The following is a 16,813-nucleotide window of genomic DNA, read 5'->3' as shown; positions in this document are numbered from 1 at the left end:
CGCTACAATCGCGGCAATCAACGATTAAGGACATATGGGCATGAGCAAACATTATGATTACCTCGCCATCGGCGGCGGTAGCGGCGGTATCGCCTCGATTAACCGCGCGGCCATGTACGGCCAGAAGTGCGCGCTGATTGAAGCCAAAGAACTGGGCGGCACCTGCGTCAACGTCGGCTGCGTGCCGAAAAAAGTAATGTGGCATGCGGCGCAGATCCGCGAAGCGATTCATCTTTACGGCCCGGACTACGGTTTCGATACCACCATCAACCATTTCGACTGGGAGAAGCTGGTCGCCAGCCGTAGCGCCTACATCGACCGCATCCATACCTCCTACGACAACGTACTGGGTAAGAACAACGTCGACGTCATCAAAGGCTTCGCGCGCTTTGTCGATGCCCACACCGTGGAAGTGAACGGCGAGACGATCACCGCTGACCATATCCTGATCGCCACCGGCGGCCGTCCAAGCCACCCGAATATTCCGGGCGTCGAATACGGTATTGATTCCGACGGTTTCTTTGAACTGCCGGCGCTGCCGAAGCGCGTGGCGGTAGTGGGCGCTGGCTATATCGCCGTTGAGCTGGCGGGGGTGATTAACGGCCTCGGCGCCGAAACCCACCTGTTCGTGCGTAAACACGCGCCGCTGCGCAGCTTCGATCCGCTGATCGTGGAGACGCTGGTGGAAGTGATGAACGCCGAAGGCCCGCAGCTGCATACCAACGCCATCCCGAAAGCGGTGGTGAAGAATGCCGACGGCAGCCTGACGCTGGAGCTGGAAGATGGCGGCAGCCAGACCATAGATTGCCTGATTTGGGCGATTGGCCGCGAACCGGCGACCGATAACTTCAATCTGGCGGCTACCGGCGTGAAAACCAACGATAAAGGCTACATCATCGTTGATAAATTCCAGAACACCAACGTGCCGGGCATCTACGCGGTGGGCGATAATACCGGCGCCGTCGAGCTGACTCCGGTAGCGGTTGCCGCAGGCCGTCGCCTCTCCGAGCGCCTGTTTAACAACAAGCCGGAAGAGCACCTGGACTACAGCAACATCCCGACCGTGGTCTTCAGCCACCCGCCTATCGGCACCGTCGGTTTAACCGAGCCGCAGGCGCGCGAGCAGTACGGCGACGACGCCGTGAAGGTCTACAAATCTTCTTTCACCGCGATGTACACCGCCGTCACCTCTCACCGCCAGCCGTGCCGCATGAAGCTGGTGTGCGTCGGCCCGGAAGAGAAGATTGTCGGGATCCACGGCATCGGCTTCGGGATGGATGAGATGCTGCAGGGCTTTGCGGTGGCCCTGAAGATGGGCGCCACCAAAAAAGACTTCGACAACACCGTCGCCATTCACCCGACAGCGGCAGAAGAGTTCGTCACCATGCGCTAAGACGCGGTCGCCGGATGATAAAAAGAAGCCCCAGGGGCTTCTTTTTTTATGCTCAGGCCACGCCGTTATTGCCATGGCGCATAAACGCCGGGCGCTGATTGAGCGCCATATACCAGCGCTCCACGGCCGGCATCTCCGGATGGGCAAAAGGGGTCATCTTCCAGCGATGCACCGACAGCCCCAGCACGATATCGGCGAGGGTGAAGCGCTCGCCGGCTATCCACGCCCCGGTACGCTGCAGTTGTGCTTCGACAATGCGCACGCACTGGGTCCAGGTGGCAATACTCTCTTTAATTGCCGCCGGATCCTGAAAGCGCGGATCTTTGCGCACCAGACCCATAAAGGCATGGCGCCAGGCAGTGTTAAACTCGGTCGCCTGCCAGTCCATCCAGTGCTCCACCTCGGCGGCGGGCTGTGGCTCGGTGGGCAGCAGATCCCAGCGCTCCGCTTTCCGCGCCAGATAGCGGCAGATACTGTTCGACTCCCAGAGCACAAAGTCGCCGTCCAGCAGCACCGGCACCAGGCTGTTAGGATTCAGGCGCTGAAACTCAGGCGTATCCAGAGGCTTAAATCCGCTGCCGTAATCCTCCTGCTGGTACGCCAGCCCGGCTTCCTCGCAGGTCCACAACACTTTCCGTACATTGATTGAAGAGCGTTTGCCCAGAATTGTTAGCATTGTCAGCGATTCCTCAGCCATAAAAGAGAGATCTTTCACTCTACTCTATTGTCAGCCTTGCCAGCCAGCAACAAGGCAGAGTAGTGGATAATGTGTATAGTTGATTCCAGCCTGTTTGCCGAAAAGGAACCCGACATGTTGACCCCTTTTACCGTTTTGATGCCCGCAAATATTCGTTTTGGCCGTGGCCAGGCCCTGAGCGCTGCCCCCTGGCTGGCGCAGCAGGGCGGCCCCATTCTGCTGGTGCATGGCGCCAGCCCGCAGCGGGCGGCGTTTCTGCTCCATCAGCTGGAGGCGCTGCAGCTGGAGGTCACGACGCTGGCGATAAGCCGCGAACCCTGGCTTATCGATATCGAGCAGGGCGTCCAGCTGGCGCGCGAGAAAGGCGTCCGGGCAGTGGTCAGCCTCGGCGGCGGCGCGGTGATTGACGCCGGTAAGGCGATTGCGGCGCTGGTGCCCGCCGCCGGCCCGCTGGTCGACTATCTGGAGGTGGTGGGCACGGGTCGTCAGCTGGAAGCCAGTCCGCTGCCGTTCGTGGCGATCCCGACCACCGCCGGGACGGGCGCGGAAGTCACCAAAAATGCGGTGATCAACGTCCCGGAACAACAGCGAAAAGTGAGCCTGCGCGACGACCGAATGCTGCCTGACCTGGCGATTGTTGACCCGGCGCTGACCGACAACGCGCCGCGGAGCATCACCCTGAGCTCCGGCCTCGATGCCCTGACCCAGGTGATCGAGCCCTGGCTCTGCAGCCGGGCCACTCCCTTCACCGATGCCCTCTGCCAGCAGGCGATCCCGCGGGGCATCCGCGCGCTAAAGATCCTGATGGAAAAAGAGTGTCCGGCCAGCCGCGACGAGATGGCATGGGTCAGCCTGTGCGGCGGACTGGCGCTGGCGAACGCCGGGCTGGGGGTGATCCACGGCCTCGCCGGCCCGCTGGGCGGCCTGAGCCGCGCCTCGCACGGCGCCTTATGCGGCAGCCTGCTGCCGTTTGGGCTGGCGCTCAATGAGTCGCAGATAAGCGACCCTGCCCTGCGCCAGCGCTTCAACGACGTTCGCCGCTGGCTGGCCGACGGGCTGGACGTCCCTGTGGAACAGGTCTGGGACAGTCTGCGGGAATGGAGCCATCGCGCCGGTCTTGGCACCCTGCGCGACCTCGGCGTGGCGCGCGATGCGCTGGAACCGGCGGCGCTGGCGGCCAGCACCTCCTCGTCGATGAAGGCCAACCCGGTCAGTCTGAGCAGCGAACAACTGCTGGAGATGCTGGAGGCGGCGTGGGAGTGAGCGCGCCGGGATAAAATTTTGTTGCATAATGAATGCTCCGAATTTCATCTGTGCCCGAATAGATAAATTTTAATTATTTATCAATTTATTACCTTAAGATAACGGCTTTTCGTCTCGGCGGGAAAGCGTGATCTAACGCACAGTTTACTTCACACTCACCGAAGCGACTGTCTACGCTTAATAGACAAGGCCGGGTATGCCCGGCCCCGAACTCACGCTATCCGGAGGTCCGTATCGCTATGTTCAGCCAGAAATTACGCCACGTTGAAGACGACGAGTTAAGGATCGACATCGATCCCTGCTACGAAGCCGATCCGTACGAATTAAAGCTGGATGAAATGATTGACGCTGAACCGGAGCCTGAGGTGATCGAGGGGCTTCCGGCGTCCGATGCCCTTACCCCGGCGGATCGCTATCTTGAGCTGTTTACCAACGTGCAGAAATCACGCATCTTTGCCGACAGCAAAACCTTCCCCGACTGCGCGCCGAAACACGATCCGCTGGACATCCTGCGGCACTACCGGAAGGTCAAACGTCAACCCGACTTCGACCTGCGCCAGTTCGTTGAAGACAACTTCTGGCTGCCGGAGAACCAGACCGACGTCTACACCTCGGACCCCAGCCTGACGCTGAAAGAGCACATCGATAAGCTGTGGCCGGTGCTGACCCGCGAGCCTCAGGATCATATCCCCTGGTCTTCACTGCTGGCGCTGCCGCAGGCCTATATTGTGCCCGGCGGTCGGTTTAGCGAAACCTATTACTGGGACTCTTATTTCACCATGCTGGGGCTGGCGGAGAGCGGCCGGGAAGATCTGCTGAAATGCATGGCCGATAACTTTGCCTGGCTGATTGAAACCTACGGCCACATTCCGAACGGCAACCGTACCTACTACCTCAGCCGTTCGCAGCCGCCGGTGTTTGCCCTGATGGTCGAACTCTTTGAAGAGGACGGCGTGCGCGGCGCGAAGCGCTATCTGGACCATCTGAAGATGGAGCACGCCTTCTGGATGGACGGCGCCGAGTCGTTGATCCCGCACCAGGCGTATCGCCACGTGGTGCGCATGCCGGATGGCTCCCTGCTCAATCGCTACTGGGACGACCGGGACACGCCGCGGGATGAGTCCTGGCGCGAGGACGTGGAGACCGCCCGACACTCCGGGCGGCCCGCCAATGAAGTGTACCGCGACCTGCGGGCGGGCGCCGCGTCCGGCTGGGACTACTCCAGCCGCTGGCTGCGGGATATCACGCGGCTGGCCAGTATCCGCACGACGCAGTTTATCCCCATCGACCTGAACGCCTTCCTGTTCAAACTGGAGACGACCATCGCCAACCTCTCCGGCCTGAAGGGCGATCGCGAGACAGAGGCGGCCTTCCGCCAGAAGGCCCAGGATCGGCGGGCGGCGGTCAACCGCTATCTGTGGGACGATGAGAATGGCTGTTTCCGCGATTATGACTGGCGCCGCGAACAGCTGGCGCTGTTTTCCGCGGCCAGCATCGTCACCCTTTACGTCGGCCTGGCGACTCACGAGCAGGCAGAACGCCTTGCCGATGCGGTGCGGGCCCGCCTGCTCACCCCCGGGGGGATCATGGCCACCGAATATGAAAGCGGTGAGCAGTGGGATAAACCTAACGGCTGGGCGCCGCTGCAGTGGATGGCGATCCAGGGATTTAAACGTTACGGCCAGGATCCGCTGGGGGATGAGATTGCCTGGAGCTGGCTGCAGACGGTCAACCACTTTTACAAGCAGCATCACAAGCTGATTGAGAAATACCATATTGCCACCGGCGTCCCGCATGAGGGTGGCGGCGGGGAGTATCCCCTGCAGGATGGCTTTGGCTGGACCAACGGCGTGGTGCGCCGACTGATTGGCCTGTACGGTGAGCCAACCTAGTCGGGCTGTTCCCGGCGGCTTTCTCCTGCTATGTTCAGAGGATTCGCCCCGCCCGGAATGACGCTTATGCCTGAACTCCTGACGCCGCGCCTGCGCTGCTCACCGCTGCAGCTGGATGACTGGTCGTTTTTTCTTTCCCTGCAGCAGGATCCGCAGGTCATGCTTTACGTCGCCGATCCCCGGCCGCAGGCGGCCATCCGCGAGGCGTTTGATTCGCGCCTGCCGCCGTGGGCGCCGGGGGACGAACACTGGCTGTGTTTGGTGGTGCGCGACAGGCTCACCCATGCCCCGCTCGGCCTGACCGGTTACCAACATCATCACCGCGACATTGCCGAGGTTGGCTTTCTCTTCGCTCCGTCGGCGCAGGGTCGGGGCTACGGCTACGAATCGCTGCGCGCGCTGTGCGACTACGCCTTTACCACCGGCGGCGTCCGCCGCCTGACCGCCAGCGTCACCGCCGGCAACGAGGCGTCTAAGCAGTTACTGCTCAAAGCCGGCTTCCGGCTGGAAGGGGAGCTGCGGGAAAACTACTGGCTGAACGGGCGCTGGCACAACGACTGGCTGTTCGGTCGGCTACGTGGGGAGGGCGATGCGCCGTAGCGCACCGCCGGTCACAGGCTGGGGGCAGTCAGGATCAGAGGAACATCCCGCCCGAGACTTCCACACGCTGCGCGTTCATCCACGCCAGCTCATCGCTGAGCAGGGCGGCGATGGCGTCGCCGATATCATCCGGCAGCCCAACCCGCCCCAGCGCGGTCTGGGCGGCGATATGCTGATTCACCTCGGCGTTATCGCGCACCACCCCGCCGCCAAAGTCGGTCTCGATGGCCCCCGGCGCGATGATATTCACCGAAATACCGCGCCCACCCAGCTCTTTCGCCTGATAGCGGGTCAGGACCTCCATCGCCCCCTTCATCGCGGCGTAAGCCGCATAGCCCGGCAGGGCAAAGCGCGCCAGGCCGCTGGAAACGTTGAGGATCCGCCCCCCGTCCTCCAGGAGAGGCAGCAGACGCTGGGTCAGGAAAAACGGTCCTTTGAACTGGATGTTCATCAGCTCGTCAAACTGCGCTTCGCTGGTCTCGGCGAAGGGCACGTTGAGGCCAATCCCGGCGTTGTTCAGTAAATAATCAAAGGTGGTGCGCCCCCACTTCTGCGCCAGCACCTGCGCCACCTCGCTGGCGAAAGTGTCAAAACTTGAGGTATCCCCGACGTTCAGCGCTAATGCTGCCGCTTTGACCCCTTTTTGCTCGATTTCTGCTACCACGTCGAGGGCCGCCTGGCGGTTGCTGTGGTAAGTCAGAAGAATATCGGTTCCCTTCGCCGCCAGCTTCAACGCGGCGTTTTTACCCAGACCGCGGCTGCCGCCGGTCACTAAAGCGATACGTTGTGTCATCAGAAGACCCCTTTCAGGTTGCGTTGTGATTGTGTTCTAGCTTATTAACTGCCAGTGCAACAATAAATACGCTACATTACGTTTTACTGTTTCATCCATAACAACAATAGGCGATCGGCATGGATAAAATTCATGCAATGCAGTTATTCATTCGCGTAGCGGATCTGGAGAGTTTTTCCCGCGCCGCCGAGACCCTGGCGCTGCCGAAAGGCAGCGTCTCGCGGCAGATCCAGGCCCTGGAAAGCCATCTTGGCGTGCGGCTCCTGCACCGTACCACCCGCCGGGTTCAGCTCACCCAGGATGGGATGGTCTACTATGAACGAGCAAAGGATCTGCTGAGCAACCTCGATGAACTGGACGGTATGTTCCAGCACGATCCGGCGAGCATCAGCGGCCGGCTGCGGGTGGATATGCCGGTCGGCTTTGCTAAAAAACTGGTGATCCCCCATCTGCCGACTTTTTTACAGCAGTATCCGGGCATCGAGCTGGAGCTGAGCAGCAGCGATCGGCTGGTGGACGTGATCCGCGAGGGGTTTGACTGCGTGGTGCGCGTCGGCGCGCTCAAAGACTCGGGGCTTATCGCCCGCCCACTGGGCAAACTGACGCAAATTAACTGCGCCAGCCCGGACTACCTTGCGCGATTTGGCTATCCGCAATCCCTTGAGGATCTGGCGGATCATGCCCTGATCCACTACGCCAGCACCCTCGGGGTCCGTCCCCCCGGCTTTGAGGTCATGCTCGACGGCGCGGTGCGCTGGGTAAAAACCGGCGGGATTTTGACGGTCAACAGCACGGAAACCTACCAGGCGGCCTGTATCGCCGGGCTGGGGATCATTCAGGTTCCGCGCACCGGCGTACGCGAGGCGTTACGCGCTGGCGACCTGATTGAGATCCTGCCCCAGTACCGCGCCGAGCCGCTGCCGGTCTCGCTTATCTACCCTCATCGGCGCAATCTTTCCCGCCGCGTGCACTTGTTTATGGAGTGGCTGGGCGGGTTGATGAAAGATTATGTCGATTGATCCCCGCGGATGGTGAACGGGTGGCGGGCAGATGGGTTCCTGCAAGATACGGCATTTAAGGTATACTTTTGCTGAATCTCGCTGTAAAAAAGGAAGAAATCACGTATGACGCCGGAAAACGACGATCGACGCCCACCACAGGAACCGGACACACAGCCGGAGAAAAACAAAAGTACGCTCGAGGCCCTCAATGACACGGCCGTCGGGCAAAAAGCCAGCCAGGCGCTGAAGACCGTCACCGGAACGGCGGCCAGGGTACAACGCAACCCGGTGATTGCCCATCTGTTACGCGCCGCAGAACGTTTCAATGACCGACTGGGCAATCAGTTCGGCGCGGCCATCACCTACTTCTCGTTCCTGTCGATGATCCCGATCCTGATGGTCTCCTTTGCCGCCGCCGGCTTCGTGCTGGCCTGGCACCCGACCCTGCTGCAGGACATTTTCGACAAAATTCTGCAAAACGTCAGTGACCCAACGCTGGCGGCGACCTTGAAAAACACCATCAACACCGCGGTGCAACAGCGTACTGCCGTCGGTCTGGTCGGCCTGCTGGTCGCGCTCTATTCCGGTATTAACTGGATGGGCAATCTGCGGGAAGCGATCCGCGCCCAGTCGCGCGACGTCTGGGAACGCCGACCGCAGGACGAGGAGAAAATCTGGATAAAATACTTCCGCGATCTTATCTCGCTAATCGGTCTGCTGGTGGCGCTGATCATTACGCTGTCGATCACCTCTGTCGCCGGTTCCGCCCAGCAGTTGATTATCTCCGCGCTGTATCTCGACAACATTGAATGGCTGAAACCCGCCTGGCGGCTGATCGGCCTCGCCATCTCGATTTTTGCCAACTATCTGCTCTTTTTCTGGATCTTCTGGCGTCTGCCGCGCCATCGTCCACGGCGCAAAGCCCTGTTTCGCGGCACCCTTATCGCAGCGATTGGCTTTGAAATCATCAAAATCGTCATGACCTGGACGCTGCCGGCACTGGTGAAATCCCCCTCAGGGGCGGCATTCGGTTCGGTGCTGGGGCTGATGGCCTTTTTCTATTTCTTTGCTCGCCTGACGCTATTCTGCGCCGCGTGGATCGCCACCGCGGAGTATAAAGACGACCGGCGGATGCCGGGCAAAACCCACCGTTAACGCATTGCGAGGATGAATTGAAGAGGCAAAATTCATCCTCGCGCTTTATTTCAGTAGATAAATCCACCCATTAACTTTTATTTAACTCAAAACTGGTTTTATCCTCTATCTTTTTAATTGTGTGAAGCATTTCATAGAACTATTTTCACTGGTGTAAAAATTATCCGCTTTTTGCCTGTTTTTTGCCCATTCTCGGCGTTTGTTACAGATTGAAATGTCCCTGTGGCTGTGGCTATATGGCTTTTCGTTCGCGCAAAAATAAGAAAGATCTATGCAAGCCACAGCCACCACACTCGAAAACTCGCAGGAAACCGCCCCGGTCAACTCACGCAACAAAGTCGTTGTCGCCTCGCTCATTGGCACCGCCATTGAGTTTTTCGACTTCTACATCTATGCCACTGCCGCGGTCATCGTCTTCCCGCATATCTTTTTCCCGCAGGGTGATCCCGCCGCGGCCACCCTGCAGTCGCTGGCCACCTTCGCCATCGCCTTCGTCGCCCGGCCGATCGGCTCCGCGCTGTTTGGCCACTTCGGCGATCGCGTCGGCCGCAAGGTCACCCTCGTGGCTTCACTGTTAACCATGGGGATCTCCACCGTGGTGATCGGCCTGCTGCCCGGCTATGAAAGCATTGGCATTGTCGCGCCGATGCTGCTGGCGCTGGCGCGTTTCGGTCAAGGCCTTGGCCTCGGAGGGGAATGGGGCGGCGCAGCGCTGCTGGCTACGGAAAACGCCCCGCCGCGCAAGCGGGCCCTGTACGGCTCCTTCCCGCAGTTGGGCGCGCCTATCGGCTTCTTCTTCGCCAACGGCACCTTCCTGCTGCTCTCCTGGCTGCTGACCGACCAGCAGTTTATGGAGTGGGGCTGGCGCGTGCCGTTTATCTTCTCCGCCGTGCTGGTGATCATCGGTCTGTACGTTCGCGTCTCGCTGCACGAAACGCCGGTCTTCGCCAAAGTAGCGGCGGCGAAAAAACAGGTCAAAATCCCGCTGGGTACTCTGTTGACCAAACACGTCCGCGTGACGGTGCTGGGCACCTTCATCATGCTGGCAACGTATACCCTGTTCTACATCATGACCGTCTACTCAATGACCTTCAGTACCGGCGCCGCGCCGAATGGCCTGGGCCTGCCGCGTAACGAAGTGCTGTGGATGTTGATGATGGCGGTGATTGGCTTTGGCGTGATGGTACCTGTCGCCGGCCTGCTGGCGGACGCCTTTGGTCGTCGTAAGAGCATGATTGTCATCACCACGATGATTATTTTGTTCGCCCTGTTCGCTTTTAAACCGCTGCTGGGCTCCGGTAACCCGCTGCTGGTGTTCGCCTTCCTGCTGCTGGGTTTAAGCCTGATGGGACTGACTTTTGGCCCAATGGGCGCGCTGCTCCCGGAGCTGTTCCCGACGGAAGTGCGCTACACCGGCGCGTCATTCTCCTATAACGTGTCGTCGATCCTCGGCGCCTCGGTCGCACCGTACATTGCCGCCTGGCTGCAGGGCAACTACGGCCTGGCGGCGGTCGGCACCTATCTGGCGGCGATGGCGGCGCTGACGCTGATCGCCCTGCTGCTGACCCACGAGACCCGCCACCAGTCGTTGTGATCCTTCGCCCTGACGCCGCTGGCGTCAGGGCTCTCCCCTACTTTTTCATCTGCGACAAAATGGTCCGGCACTGGTTGCTATCGCCCTCCGCCGGGGAGACCAGCGCCAGCAGCGCGGCGGCCGGCGTCACCAGGGTTGCCAGCGCGGCCGCTACCGCACCGCGGACAATCAGCGGCCCGGCCTTCACCCCCGCCTGCGGCGATTTAAAGGTGCCCCGAACATACAGCGGTGAACGCAGCGTGATCACCCGGAAGCCTTTACTTTCCGGATCGATGGTCAGGTCCAGCTGCTCGGAGGCGAAGCTGGCGGTCCCGGTCACATTGATCAGCGCGTTTTCCGTATCAAAGGCAAAAATCTGCGGCCGGGCGACACCGTTGGTCACGTCGATATTGGCCGCCGCACAGTTCACCCGGACCTCCTCATCGCCAAAAATCTGGCCTATCAAGTAGTTGCCGACGTTAAGGCCGAGAATTTCCATCAGGTTGCGACTGATCAGGCCGTCGTTCATCAGTAGCTTCAGATTGCCATTACTGTTGCCGAGCAGGGCTGCCACCGAGTTACCGCTGCCGCGCAGCTGGACATCGCCATTCATCTCGCCGAGGGTTTTCTGCATCATCTCGACGTTCGGCATCAGCGCCTTCAGCTTCAGGCGTCGCGCCTGCAGATTGGCCTCACCCTGCAGCGGCTTTTTATCACCCTGCAGATGTACGCTGCCGGCAATCGAACCATTGGCCAGGCCAAAGCGCACCGGCTGCAGGCGCAGGTCGCCATCTTCCAGGATCACGTGGGTCGACAGATCGCTGATCGGCAGGGTGCCACCGTGCTCAATTCTCCGGCCCTTAAAACGTACATCGGCATCCATCACCTGCCATTTATCGGTTTCAAAGCGGTCTGCCGGCAGCACTTTACCCGCCGGCTGCGGCCGGTCGCTCCCCTGGCGCGAAGCGCTTTTCTTCGTCCCTTTGCCAGAGTCGACGCCGATTAACGGCCCGAGGTCCGCCAGCCGCAGCTGCTTCGACTCCATATCGCCGCTGAGTTTCGGCCGCGGTTTGCCGGTGGTGTAGGTCAGGGAGCCATGAATGTCGCTATCGCCGATCCGACCATTAAAATCCTGATAGTCAAAGCGCATGCTGTTTTTTTGCTTAAAGTCAGCGCGCAAGCGGCCGTCGGTAGAGAACGATGGCGTCTCCGGCAGCAGCACGCCGGTCAGGTCGTAGAGATCGCGCAGCGAGTCGCCGGCGAATTTCAGCCGCAGGTCGATGCCGCCGACGTTGAGCGGGTCGCTGACCGTGCCGCTGAACGCCACCCGCGTGTTGCCGGAGTGGAAGTCGCCCTGCAGCGGGAAAGGCGTGCTTGCGCTGCGCAGGGCCAGCATACCGCCGATTTTACCGTTGCCGGTGACCGGCTGGTCCTTGTAGCGGCCCTTCAGCGACAGGCCAAAGACGTAGTCGCCCACTTTCGTCGCGGTATGGCGATCGTCGGCTCCGGTCACTTCGCTGAACGGCAGCGGTTTGCCGAGAGGATCGACGAGGATGGTGATATCGCTGCGGGTGATCTTGTCATCAATGGCGATAGTCCCGCGATCAAAGAGAATGTTATCAAGGCGGAAGGACCAGCTGGAGGGGGCGCTATCGCCCGACGTACGCTGATCGCCTGCCAGCTGAAAGGTCCAGTTATTGTTGTCTTCCGCCAGGCGGATCAGCCGCACGTCGGGCTGTTCCAGCTTGATCCACGGCAGGTACACCGTTTTGCTCAGCAGCGCCAGCGGGGCGAGGGTCGCCTCCACCCGCGGCAGGTGGATCATGGTCACCTGGGGAATGGCCGGCGGGTTGCCCAGCACGATATCTTCCGCGTGCACATGCGGCCACGGAACCCAGCTGCGCCAGCCGCGCTCGTCCGGCTGCCGCTCCCAGACCACACCGAGATCGCCGCGGATGGCGAACGGGCGGTTAAGCTCAGCGGACACTTTCTGATTGATCGTCGGCTTCAGCCGGTTCCAGTCAAAGGTGGCCAGCACGATAAAGAAAAGAACGATCAGCAACAGTATCGTTCCTGTGATGATAACCAACGTTTTACGGGTTCTGCTCATCCCTACTCCGCTCCTTTTGCATCACGTCAGTCCTGAATATAGTCAAAAAGCGGCGTTTCTCCTGGAAATGCGCTTTTCGTCACATTACGCGCGTCAGGTCAAAAAAATAATGGAACGATGTTTTAATATGATTGACCAGTCAAACAGCGCAGCGCACACTAGCGCTCATATCGATTCCATTGCAGGTTCTGGCTATGTCTAAAAAAATTGCCGTCATTGGCGAATGCATGATTGAGCTGTCAGAGAAGAACGGGGCCGTTAACCGCGGCTTTGGCGGCGATACCTTAAACACCTCGGTCTATATCGCAAGGCAGACCGATGCCAGTGCGCTGAGCGTCCACTATGTCACCGCGCTGGGAACCGATGCCTTCAGCCAGCAGATGCTCGACAGCTGGCAGCAGGAAAACGTCAACACCGATCTGATCCAGCGGATGGCCGACCGCCTGCCGGGGCTGTATTACATTGAAACTGATGATACCGGCGAGCGCACCTTCTACTACTGGCGCAACGAGGCGGCGGCAAAGTTCTGGCTGGAGAGCGATCGCGCGGCGGCGATTTGTGAAGAGCTGGCCACTTTCGACTATCTCTATCTGAGCGGCATCAGTCTCGCCATTCTCAGCCCGGCCAGCCGCGACAAGCTGTTCACGCTGCTGCGTGAGTGCCGCGCCAACGGCGGCAAGGTGATCTTCGACAACAACTATCGTCCACGCCTGTGGGCCAGCCAGGCGGAGACGCAGCAGGTCTATCAGGAGATGCTCGCCTGCACCGATATCGCGTTTCTGACCCTCGATGATGAAGACGCGCTGTGGGGGGAAAAACCGGTTGCTGAGGTGATCGCCCGCACGCATGCCGCCGGCGTGGAAGAGGTGGTGGTGAAGCGCGGGGCGGATGCCTGCCTGGTCTCGGTTAGCGGGCAACCGCTACAGGAAGTGCCGGCTGTCAGGCTGGCCAAAGAGAAGGTGGTGGATACCACCGCCGCCGGAGACTCCTTCAGCGCCGGTTATCTGGCTGTTCGCCTGACCGGTGGCGATGCTGAATCCGCCGCCAAACGCGGACACCTGACCGCCAGCACGGTGATCCAGTATCGTGGGGCGATCATCCCACGGGAAGCGATGCCGCAGTAATTCTCCGCAGGAAGCGCTCTCCGGCCGCCGCTGGCGCGCCGGAGAGGCGTTAGGTTACTGCCCTGGCGGGATATCGCTGGCCTCGCTGTGAGCGTCAACCGTATCAGCGCTACCGCTGACCGCCGCGGCCGCCGGATTCGGCGCCATCAGTTTTTCCCACGTAGCCTGCAGTTCCTTCATGTTATATTCCGGTTCGCCTTTCGGCTGCTGCAGCACCAGCGCCATATCCTGAGACAGCTGCTGACGCAGGTACTGGTTCAGCATGTCGACCGTCAGGGAGTTGAGGAACTCCTGCCGCAGCTTCTGGTATTGCTCCGGCGCGATATCCACCACCTGATTCTGCAGGGAGCGCATGCGCTGGCTCATCAGAATGTCGGTGTCCGTGCGCGCATAGGTGGCAAACAGCTTCTGCAGCTCAAGGCTTTTCTGGGCAATAAGCGCGTCAAACTCCTCCTGCGGCAGGCCGTTGTCCCGCACTTTCGCCAGCTCGCGCGAAACCACGCTCAGGTTGTTGTTCAGACGCTCGCCCGGCGATTCGATGTTGATGGCGCACTGCGCGCGCTGATAGAGCACCCGGCAGTCAAAGCCAAGACCAATATCCTTCACGTTATTTTTGCTCAGGCTCTGCTGCACGTGCCAGAACAGCGCTTCGCGGGCGAGGTCGTCGCGCCAGTAGCGCTGCAGCGCCGCGGAATCACGGATTGGCTGCCAGGGCGCATCCCACATGATGGACAGTTTGTCCTGACGCACCGCGCTGGTCATGATGCTGACCGGCACGGTAGGCAGTGGTGATAAGGTCGGCACCGCCGCGGGTGTTTCCCGCTTGCCCTTCAGATCGCCGAAGGTTTTACTGATTTGCTCGGCGACGCTGCGGCTGTCGACGTTACCGACCACAATCAGCGTCATAGCGTCGGGGGTGTACCATTTATGATAAAAGTCTTTCAGGTGCGCCACGTCAATCGGCTGCTTCAGTGGCGCTGCGGGATCATGGCCCAGCATGGTGGACCCTTTCAGGCGGTAGCGCCACCAGCCCTCTTTGGTATCCAGCGGCCAGGTCGCCACCATGTCGCTGCCCTGCAGCGCATGATTGATCGATTCAGGCGTAATGGTCAGCTTACCGCTGGCGTCCGCCAGCCAGCTCAGCGCCTCTTTCAGCAGATCGTTGCGGTTATTGGGCAGACTGAGATTAAACATCGTGTAATCGTAAGAGACGATGGCCGGCGGCAGAGGACGCTTCGGGTCAATACTCTGCTGCCATAAAGAGCGCGCCTGCATCGTTGGCAGGCTACCGCTTTGCGTCAACGCCAGGCGGGGAATAAAGCGGCTGAAACCGCTCTGCTGAGTGCTTTCGCTCAGCGAGCCAATATTCACGGACAGACGGACTTCAATACGGTCGCTGGGACGCTGCGGCGTGGCCAGCACCTGCCACGTCAAACCATTCGCTAAGGTCCCTTGTTGCCAGGCCGGATCAGGCTGGAGCGCTTCTGCCTGCACATAACCGGCCGCCGCTACCATCAGCAAACCGCCCGTTAAGAGTTTAATTGTTGTGCCCTGCATGTGAACCCCTGATGAACATTCCTGGTTACAACAGCACCCCACTGACGGGCTGCCGAAAAAAGTGAGAGTGAAATACGTCGGTTAGACCACACGGAGACGAAAATGTCGCATGACAACGCAAAATAATCATTTCGTGTCATTTCCGCCGGGCGGAAATGACCTCTAATTATGCGCAGGAGCCCGTACTCCAGCAAGGGAGTACGGGCCTAAGAGGAGGATTTAAGAGGATAATTCGTGCGATTTGTTCGCTGGAACACGGTTATTCAGAACATCATCCATCTGTTTGGCATCGAGTTCTTTGACCCATTTGGCCACCACCACCGTAGCGACGCCGTTACCCACCAGGTTGGTCAGCGCACGGGCTTCGGACATAAAGCGGTCGATACCGAGGATCAGCGCCAGGCCGGCCACCGGCAAATGCCCGACAGCGGAGATGGTCGCCGCCAGCACGATGAAGCCGCTACCGGTCACCCCCGCCGCCCCTTTCGAGGAGAGCAGCAGCACCACCAGCAGGGTGATCTGGTGGAAAATATCCATATGGCTGTTGGTCGCCTGGGCAATAAAGACTGCGGCCATCGTCAGATAGATAGAGGTGCCATCGAGGTTGAATGAATAGCCGGTCGGGATCACCAGGCCCACCACCGATTTGCGGCAGCCCAGCTTCTCCATTTTGTCGAGCATTCTCGGCAGCGCCGATTCTGACGAGGAGGTCCCCAGCACAATCAGCAGCTCCTCACGGATATAGCGGATAAATTTGAAGATGCTAAAGCCGGTGGCCCGGGCGATGCTGCCCAGCACGACTACCACAAACAGGATACAGGTGATATAGAAGCAGATAATCAGTTGCCCCAGCTGCACCAGGGTGCCGACGCCATATTTACCAATGGTAAAGGCCATGGCCCCGAAGGCACCGATCGGCGCCAGGCGCATGATCATATTGATGATGCCGAAGATGACCTGCGAGAAGCTTTCAATGACGTTGAAAATCAGCTGACCTTTGCTGCCCAGACGGTGCAGAGCAAAACCAAACAGGACGGCGAACAGCAGCACCTGCAGAATGTTGCCGCTGGCGAAGGCGCCAATGACGCTGCCCGGGATCACATCCAGTAAAAAGGCCACCACCCCCTGGTCTTTCGCCTGCTCAGCGTACATCGCCACCGCTTTCGCATCGAGCGTCGACGGGTCAACGTTCATGCCAGCGCCCGGCTGCACCACGTTGACAATAATCAGACCGATAATCAGCGCGATGGTGCTGACCACTTCGAAATAGAGCAGCGCCACCGCACCGGTACGGCCGACGGCTTTCATACTCTCCATCCCGGCGATCCCCGTCACGACGGTACAGAAGATAACCGGAGCAATCACCATTTTAATCAGCTTAACGAAGGCGTCGCCGAGGGGTTTCATTTGCGCGCCCAGTTCCGGGTAAAAATGGCCCAGCAGAATACCGATCGCTATGGCCGTCAGAACCTGGACATAGAGGCTTTTAAAGATAGAGGTTTTCATAGGGTGTCCTTTGGGAATAACCACAGAGCAAGAAGGGATATTTGACGTCTGTGGCTTAAAAATAACACCCTAGAAACATTTCAGAAATAACTAACGCCGAAAGTGCAACGCGATTGTTAAAATCTTTGAGCTGACTCGCACAAGTCAAC

Annotated in this window: 13 protein-coding genes; 8 read left to right on the top strand and 5 right to left on the bottom strand. The window is 59.7% G+C overall.

The window, feature by feature from the left end; translation table 11 throughout:
* Positions 1-40: 40 nt before the first annotated feature.
* The gene (gene gorA, locus CWM61_RS07490) at positions 41-1,393 is read left to right on the top strand and encodes a glutathione-disulfide reductase (protein WP_100631011.1); all 1,353 of its coding nucleotides are present in this window, start codon (positions 41-43) and stop codon (positions 1,391-1,393) included.
* 52 nt (positions 1,394-1,445) lie between these two features.
* On the opposite strand, the gene CWM61_RS07485 is transcribed toward gorA, so the two are convergent.
* Positions 1,446-2,069 carry a glutathione S-transferase family protein gene (locus CWM61_RS07485; protein ID WP_074387008.1) on the bottom strand — a complete coding sequence of 208 codons (624 nt, stop codon included), beginning with the start codon at positions 2,067-2,069 and terminating at the stop codon, positions 1,446-1,448.
* A 135-nt stretch (positions 2,070-2,204) separates the two neighbouring features.
* Here CWM61_RS07485 and CWM61_RS07480 point away from each other — a divergent pair, with 135 nt between their 5' ends.
* The 3 genes from CWM61_RS07480 to CWM61_RS07470 all read left to right on the top strand — a co-directional run bounded on the left by CWM61_RS07480 (position 2,205) and on the right by CWM61_RS07470 (position 5,845).
* On the top strand, positions 2,205-3,353 hold the full coding sequence (locus tag CWM61_RS07480; protein WP_100631010.1) for an iron-containing alcohol dehydrogenase: 1,149 nt from the start codon (positions 2,205-2,207) through the stop codon (positions 3,351-3,353).
* 239 nt (positions 3,354-3,592) lie between these two features.
* A complete protein-coding gene (locus CWM61_RS07475) occupies positions 3,593-5,245 on the top strand; it encodes an alpha,alpha-trehalase (protein WP_032740305.1) in 1,653 nt (550 codons plus the stop codon).
* 66 nt (positions 5,246-5,311) lie between these two features.
* The gene (locus CWM61_RS07470; protein ID WP_074387006.1) at positions 5,312-5,845 is read left to right on the top strand and encodes a GNAT family N-acetyltransferase; all 534 of its coding nucleotides are present in this window, start codon (positions 5,312-5,314) and stop codon (positions 5,843-5,845) included.
* A gap of 34 nt (positions 5,846-5,879) precedes the next feature.
* Here CWM61_RS07470 and CWM61_RS07465 read toward each other — a convergent pair whose 3' ends face one another.
* Positions 5,880-6,638: an SDR family NAD(P)-dependent oxidoreductase gene (locus CWM61_RS07465; protein ID WP_100631009.1), complete on the bottom strand. Its 759-nt coding sequence runs from the start codon at positions 6,636-6,638 to the stop codon at positions 5,880-5,882.
* Between the two features lie 119 nt (positions 6,639-6,757).
* Here CWM61_RS07465 and CWM61_RS07460 point away from each other — a divergent pair, with 119 nt between their 5' ends.
* The 3 genes from CWM61_RS07460 to CWM61_RS07450 all read left to right on the top strand — a co-directional run bounded on the left by CWM61_RS07460 (position 6,758) and on the right by CWM61_RS07450 (position 10,388).
* A complete protein-coding gene (locus CWM61_RS07460) occupies positions 6,758-7,657 on the top strand; it encodes a LysR family transcriptional regulator (RefSeq protein ID WP_100631008.1) in 900 nt (299 codons plus the stop codon).
* A 105-nt stretch (positions 7,658-7,762) separates the two neighbouring features.
* On the top strand, positions 7,763-8,794 hold the full coding sequence (gene yhjD / locus CWM61_RS07455) for an inner membrane protein YhjD (RefSeq protein WP_074387003.1): 1,032 nt from the start codon (positions 7,763-7,765) through the stop codon (positions 8,792-8,794).
* Between the two features lie 271 nt (positions 8,795-9,065).
* Positions 9,066-10,388: an MFS transporter gene (locus tag CWM61_RS07450; RefSeq protein WP_100631007.1), complete on the top strand. Its 1,323-nt coding sequence runs from the start codon at positions 9,066-9,068 to the stop codon at positions 10,386-10,388.
* A 37-nt stretch (positions 10,389-10,425) separates the two neighbouring features.
* On the opposite strand, the gene CWM61_RS07445 is transcribed toward CWM61_RS07450, so the two are convergent.
* Positions 10,426-12,477: an AsmA family protein gene (locus CWM61_RS07445; RefSeq protein WP_100631006.1), complete on the bottom strand. Its 2,052-nt coding sequence runs from the start codon at positions 12,475-12,477 to the stop codon at positions 10,426-10,428.
* 194 nt (positions 12,478-12,671) lie between these two features.
* Here CWM61_RS07445 and CWM61_RS07435 point away from each other — a divergent pair, with 194 nt between their 5' ends.
* A complete protein-coding gene (locus CWM61_RS07435) occupies positions 12,672-13,601 on the top strand; it encodes a sugar kinase (protein ID WP_012967094.1) in 930 nt (309 codons plus the stop codon).
* Between the two features lie 54 nt (positions 13,602-13,655).
* On the opposite strand, the gene CWM61_RS07430 is transcribed toward CWM61_RS07435, so the two are convergent.
* Together CWM61_RS07430 and CWM61_RS07425 are read right to left on the bottom strand one after the other, a co-directional pair.
* Positions 13,656-15,158, bottom strand: coding sequence for a M16 family metallopeptidase (locus CWM61_RS07430; RefSeq protein WP_061153028.1), 1,503 nt, complete (start codon positions 15,156-15,158; stop codon positions 13,656-13,658).
* A gap of 219 nt (positions 15,159-15,377) precedes the next feature.
* Entirely contained in the window at positions 15,378-16,664 is a 1,287-nt protein-coding gene (locus tag CWM61_RS07425; RefSeq protein ID WP_061153027.1) for a dicarboxylate/amino acid:cation symporter, read from the bottom strand.
* Positions 16,665-16,813: the final 149 nt, after the last annotated feature.

It is taken from the genome of Klebsiella sp. K-Nf6 (assembly GCF_002806655.1).
Lineage (GTDB): Bacteria > Pseudomonadota > Gammaproteobacteria > Enterobacterales > Enterobacteriaceae > Klebsiella > Klebsiella variicola.
Note: the sequence above shows the minus strand (reverse complement) of the source record. Positions and strands in the feature narration are given on the sequence as shown.

Coding starts and splice junctions, on each gene's coding strand:
- gorA (WP_100631011.1), top strand. CDS start 41: ATGAGCAAACATTATGATTACCTCGCCATCGGCGGCGGTAGCGGCGGT.
- CWM61_RS07485 (WP_074387008.1), bottom strand. CDS start 2,069: ATGCTAACAATTCTGGGCAAACGCTCTTCAATCAATGTACGGAAAGTG.
- CWM61_RS07480 (WP_100631010.1), top strand. CDS start 2,205: ATGTTGACCCCTTTTACCGTTTTGATGCCCGCAAATATTCGTTTTGGC.
- CWM61_RS07475 (WP_032740305.1), top strand. CDS start 3,593: ATGTTCAGCCAGAAATTACGCCACGTTGAAGACGACGAGTTAAGGATC.
- CWM61_RS07470 (WP_074387006.1), top strand. CDS start 5,312: ATGCCTGAACTCCTGACGCCGCGCCTGCGCTGCTCACCGCTGCAGCTG.
- CWM61_RS07465 (WP_100631009.1), bottom strand. CDS start 6,638: ATGACACAACGTATCGCTTTAGTGACCGGCGGCAGCCGCGGTCTGGGT.
- CWM61_RS07460 (WP_100631008.1), top strand. CDS start 6,758: ATGGATAAAATTCATGCAATGCAGTTATTCATTCGCGTAGCGGATCTG.
- yhjD (WP_074387003.1), top strand. CDS start 7,763: ATGACGCCGGAAAACGACGATCGACGCCCACCACAGGAACCGGACACA.
- CWM61_RS07450 (WP_100631007.1), top strand. CDS start 9,066: ATGCAAGCCACAGCCACCACACTCGAAAACTCGCAGGAAACCGCCCCG.
- CWM61_RS07445 (WP_100631006.1), bottom strand. CDS start 12,477: ATGAGCAGAACCCGTAAAACGTTGGTTATCATCACAGGAACGATACTG.
- CWM61_RS07435 (WP_012967094.1), top strand. CDS start 12,672: ATGTCTAAAAAAATTGCCGTCATTGGCGAATGCATGATTGAGCTGTCA.
- CWM61_RS07430 (WP_061153028.1), bottom strand. CDS start 15,158: ATGCAGGGCACAACAATTAAACTCTTAACGGGCGGTTTGCTGATGGTA.
- CWM61_RS07425 (WP_061153027.1), bottom strand. CDS start 16,664: ATGAAAACCTCTATCTTTAAAAGCCTCTATGTCCAGGTTCTGACGGCC.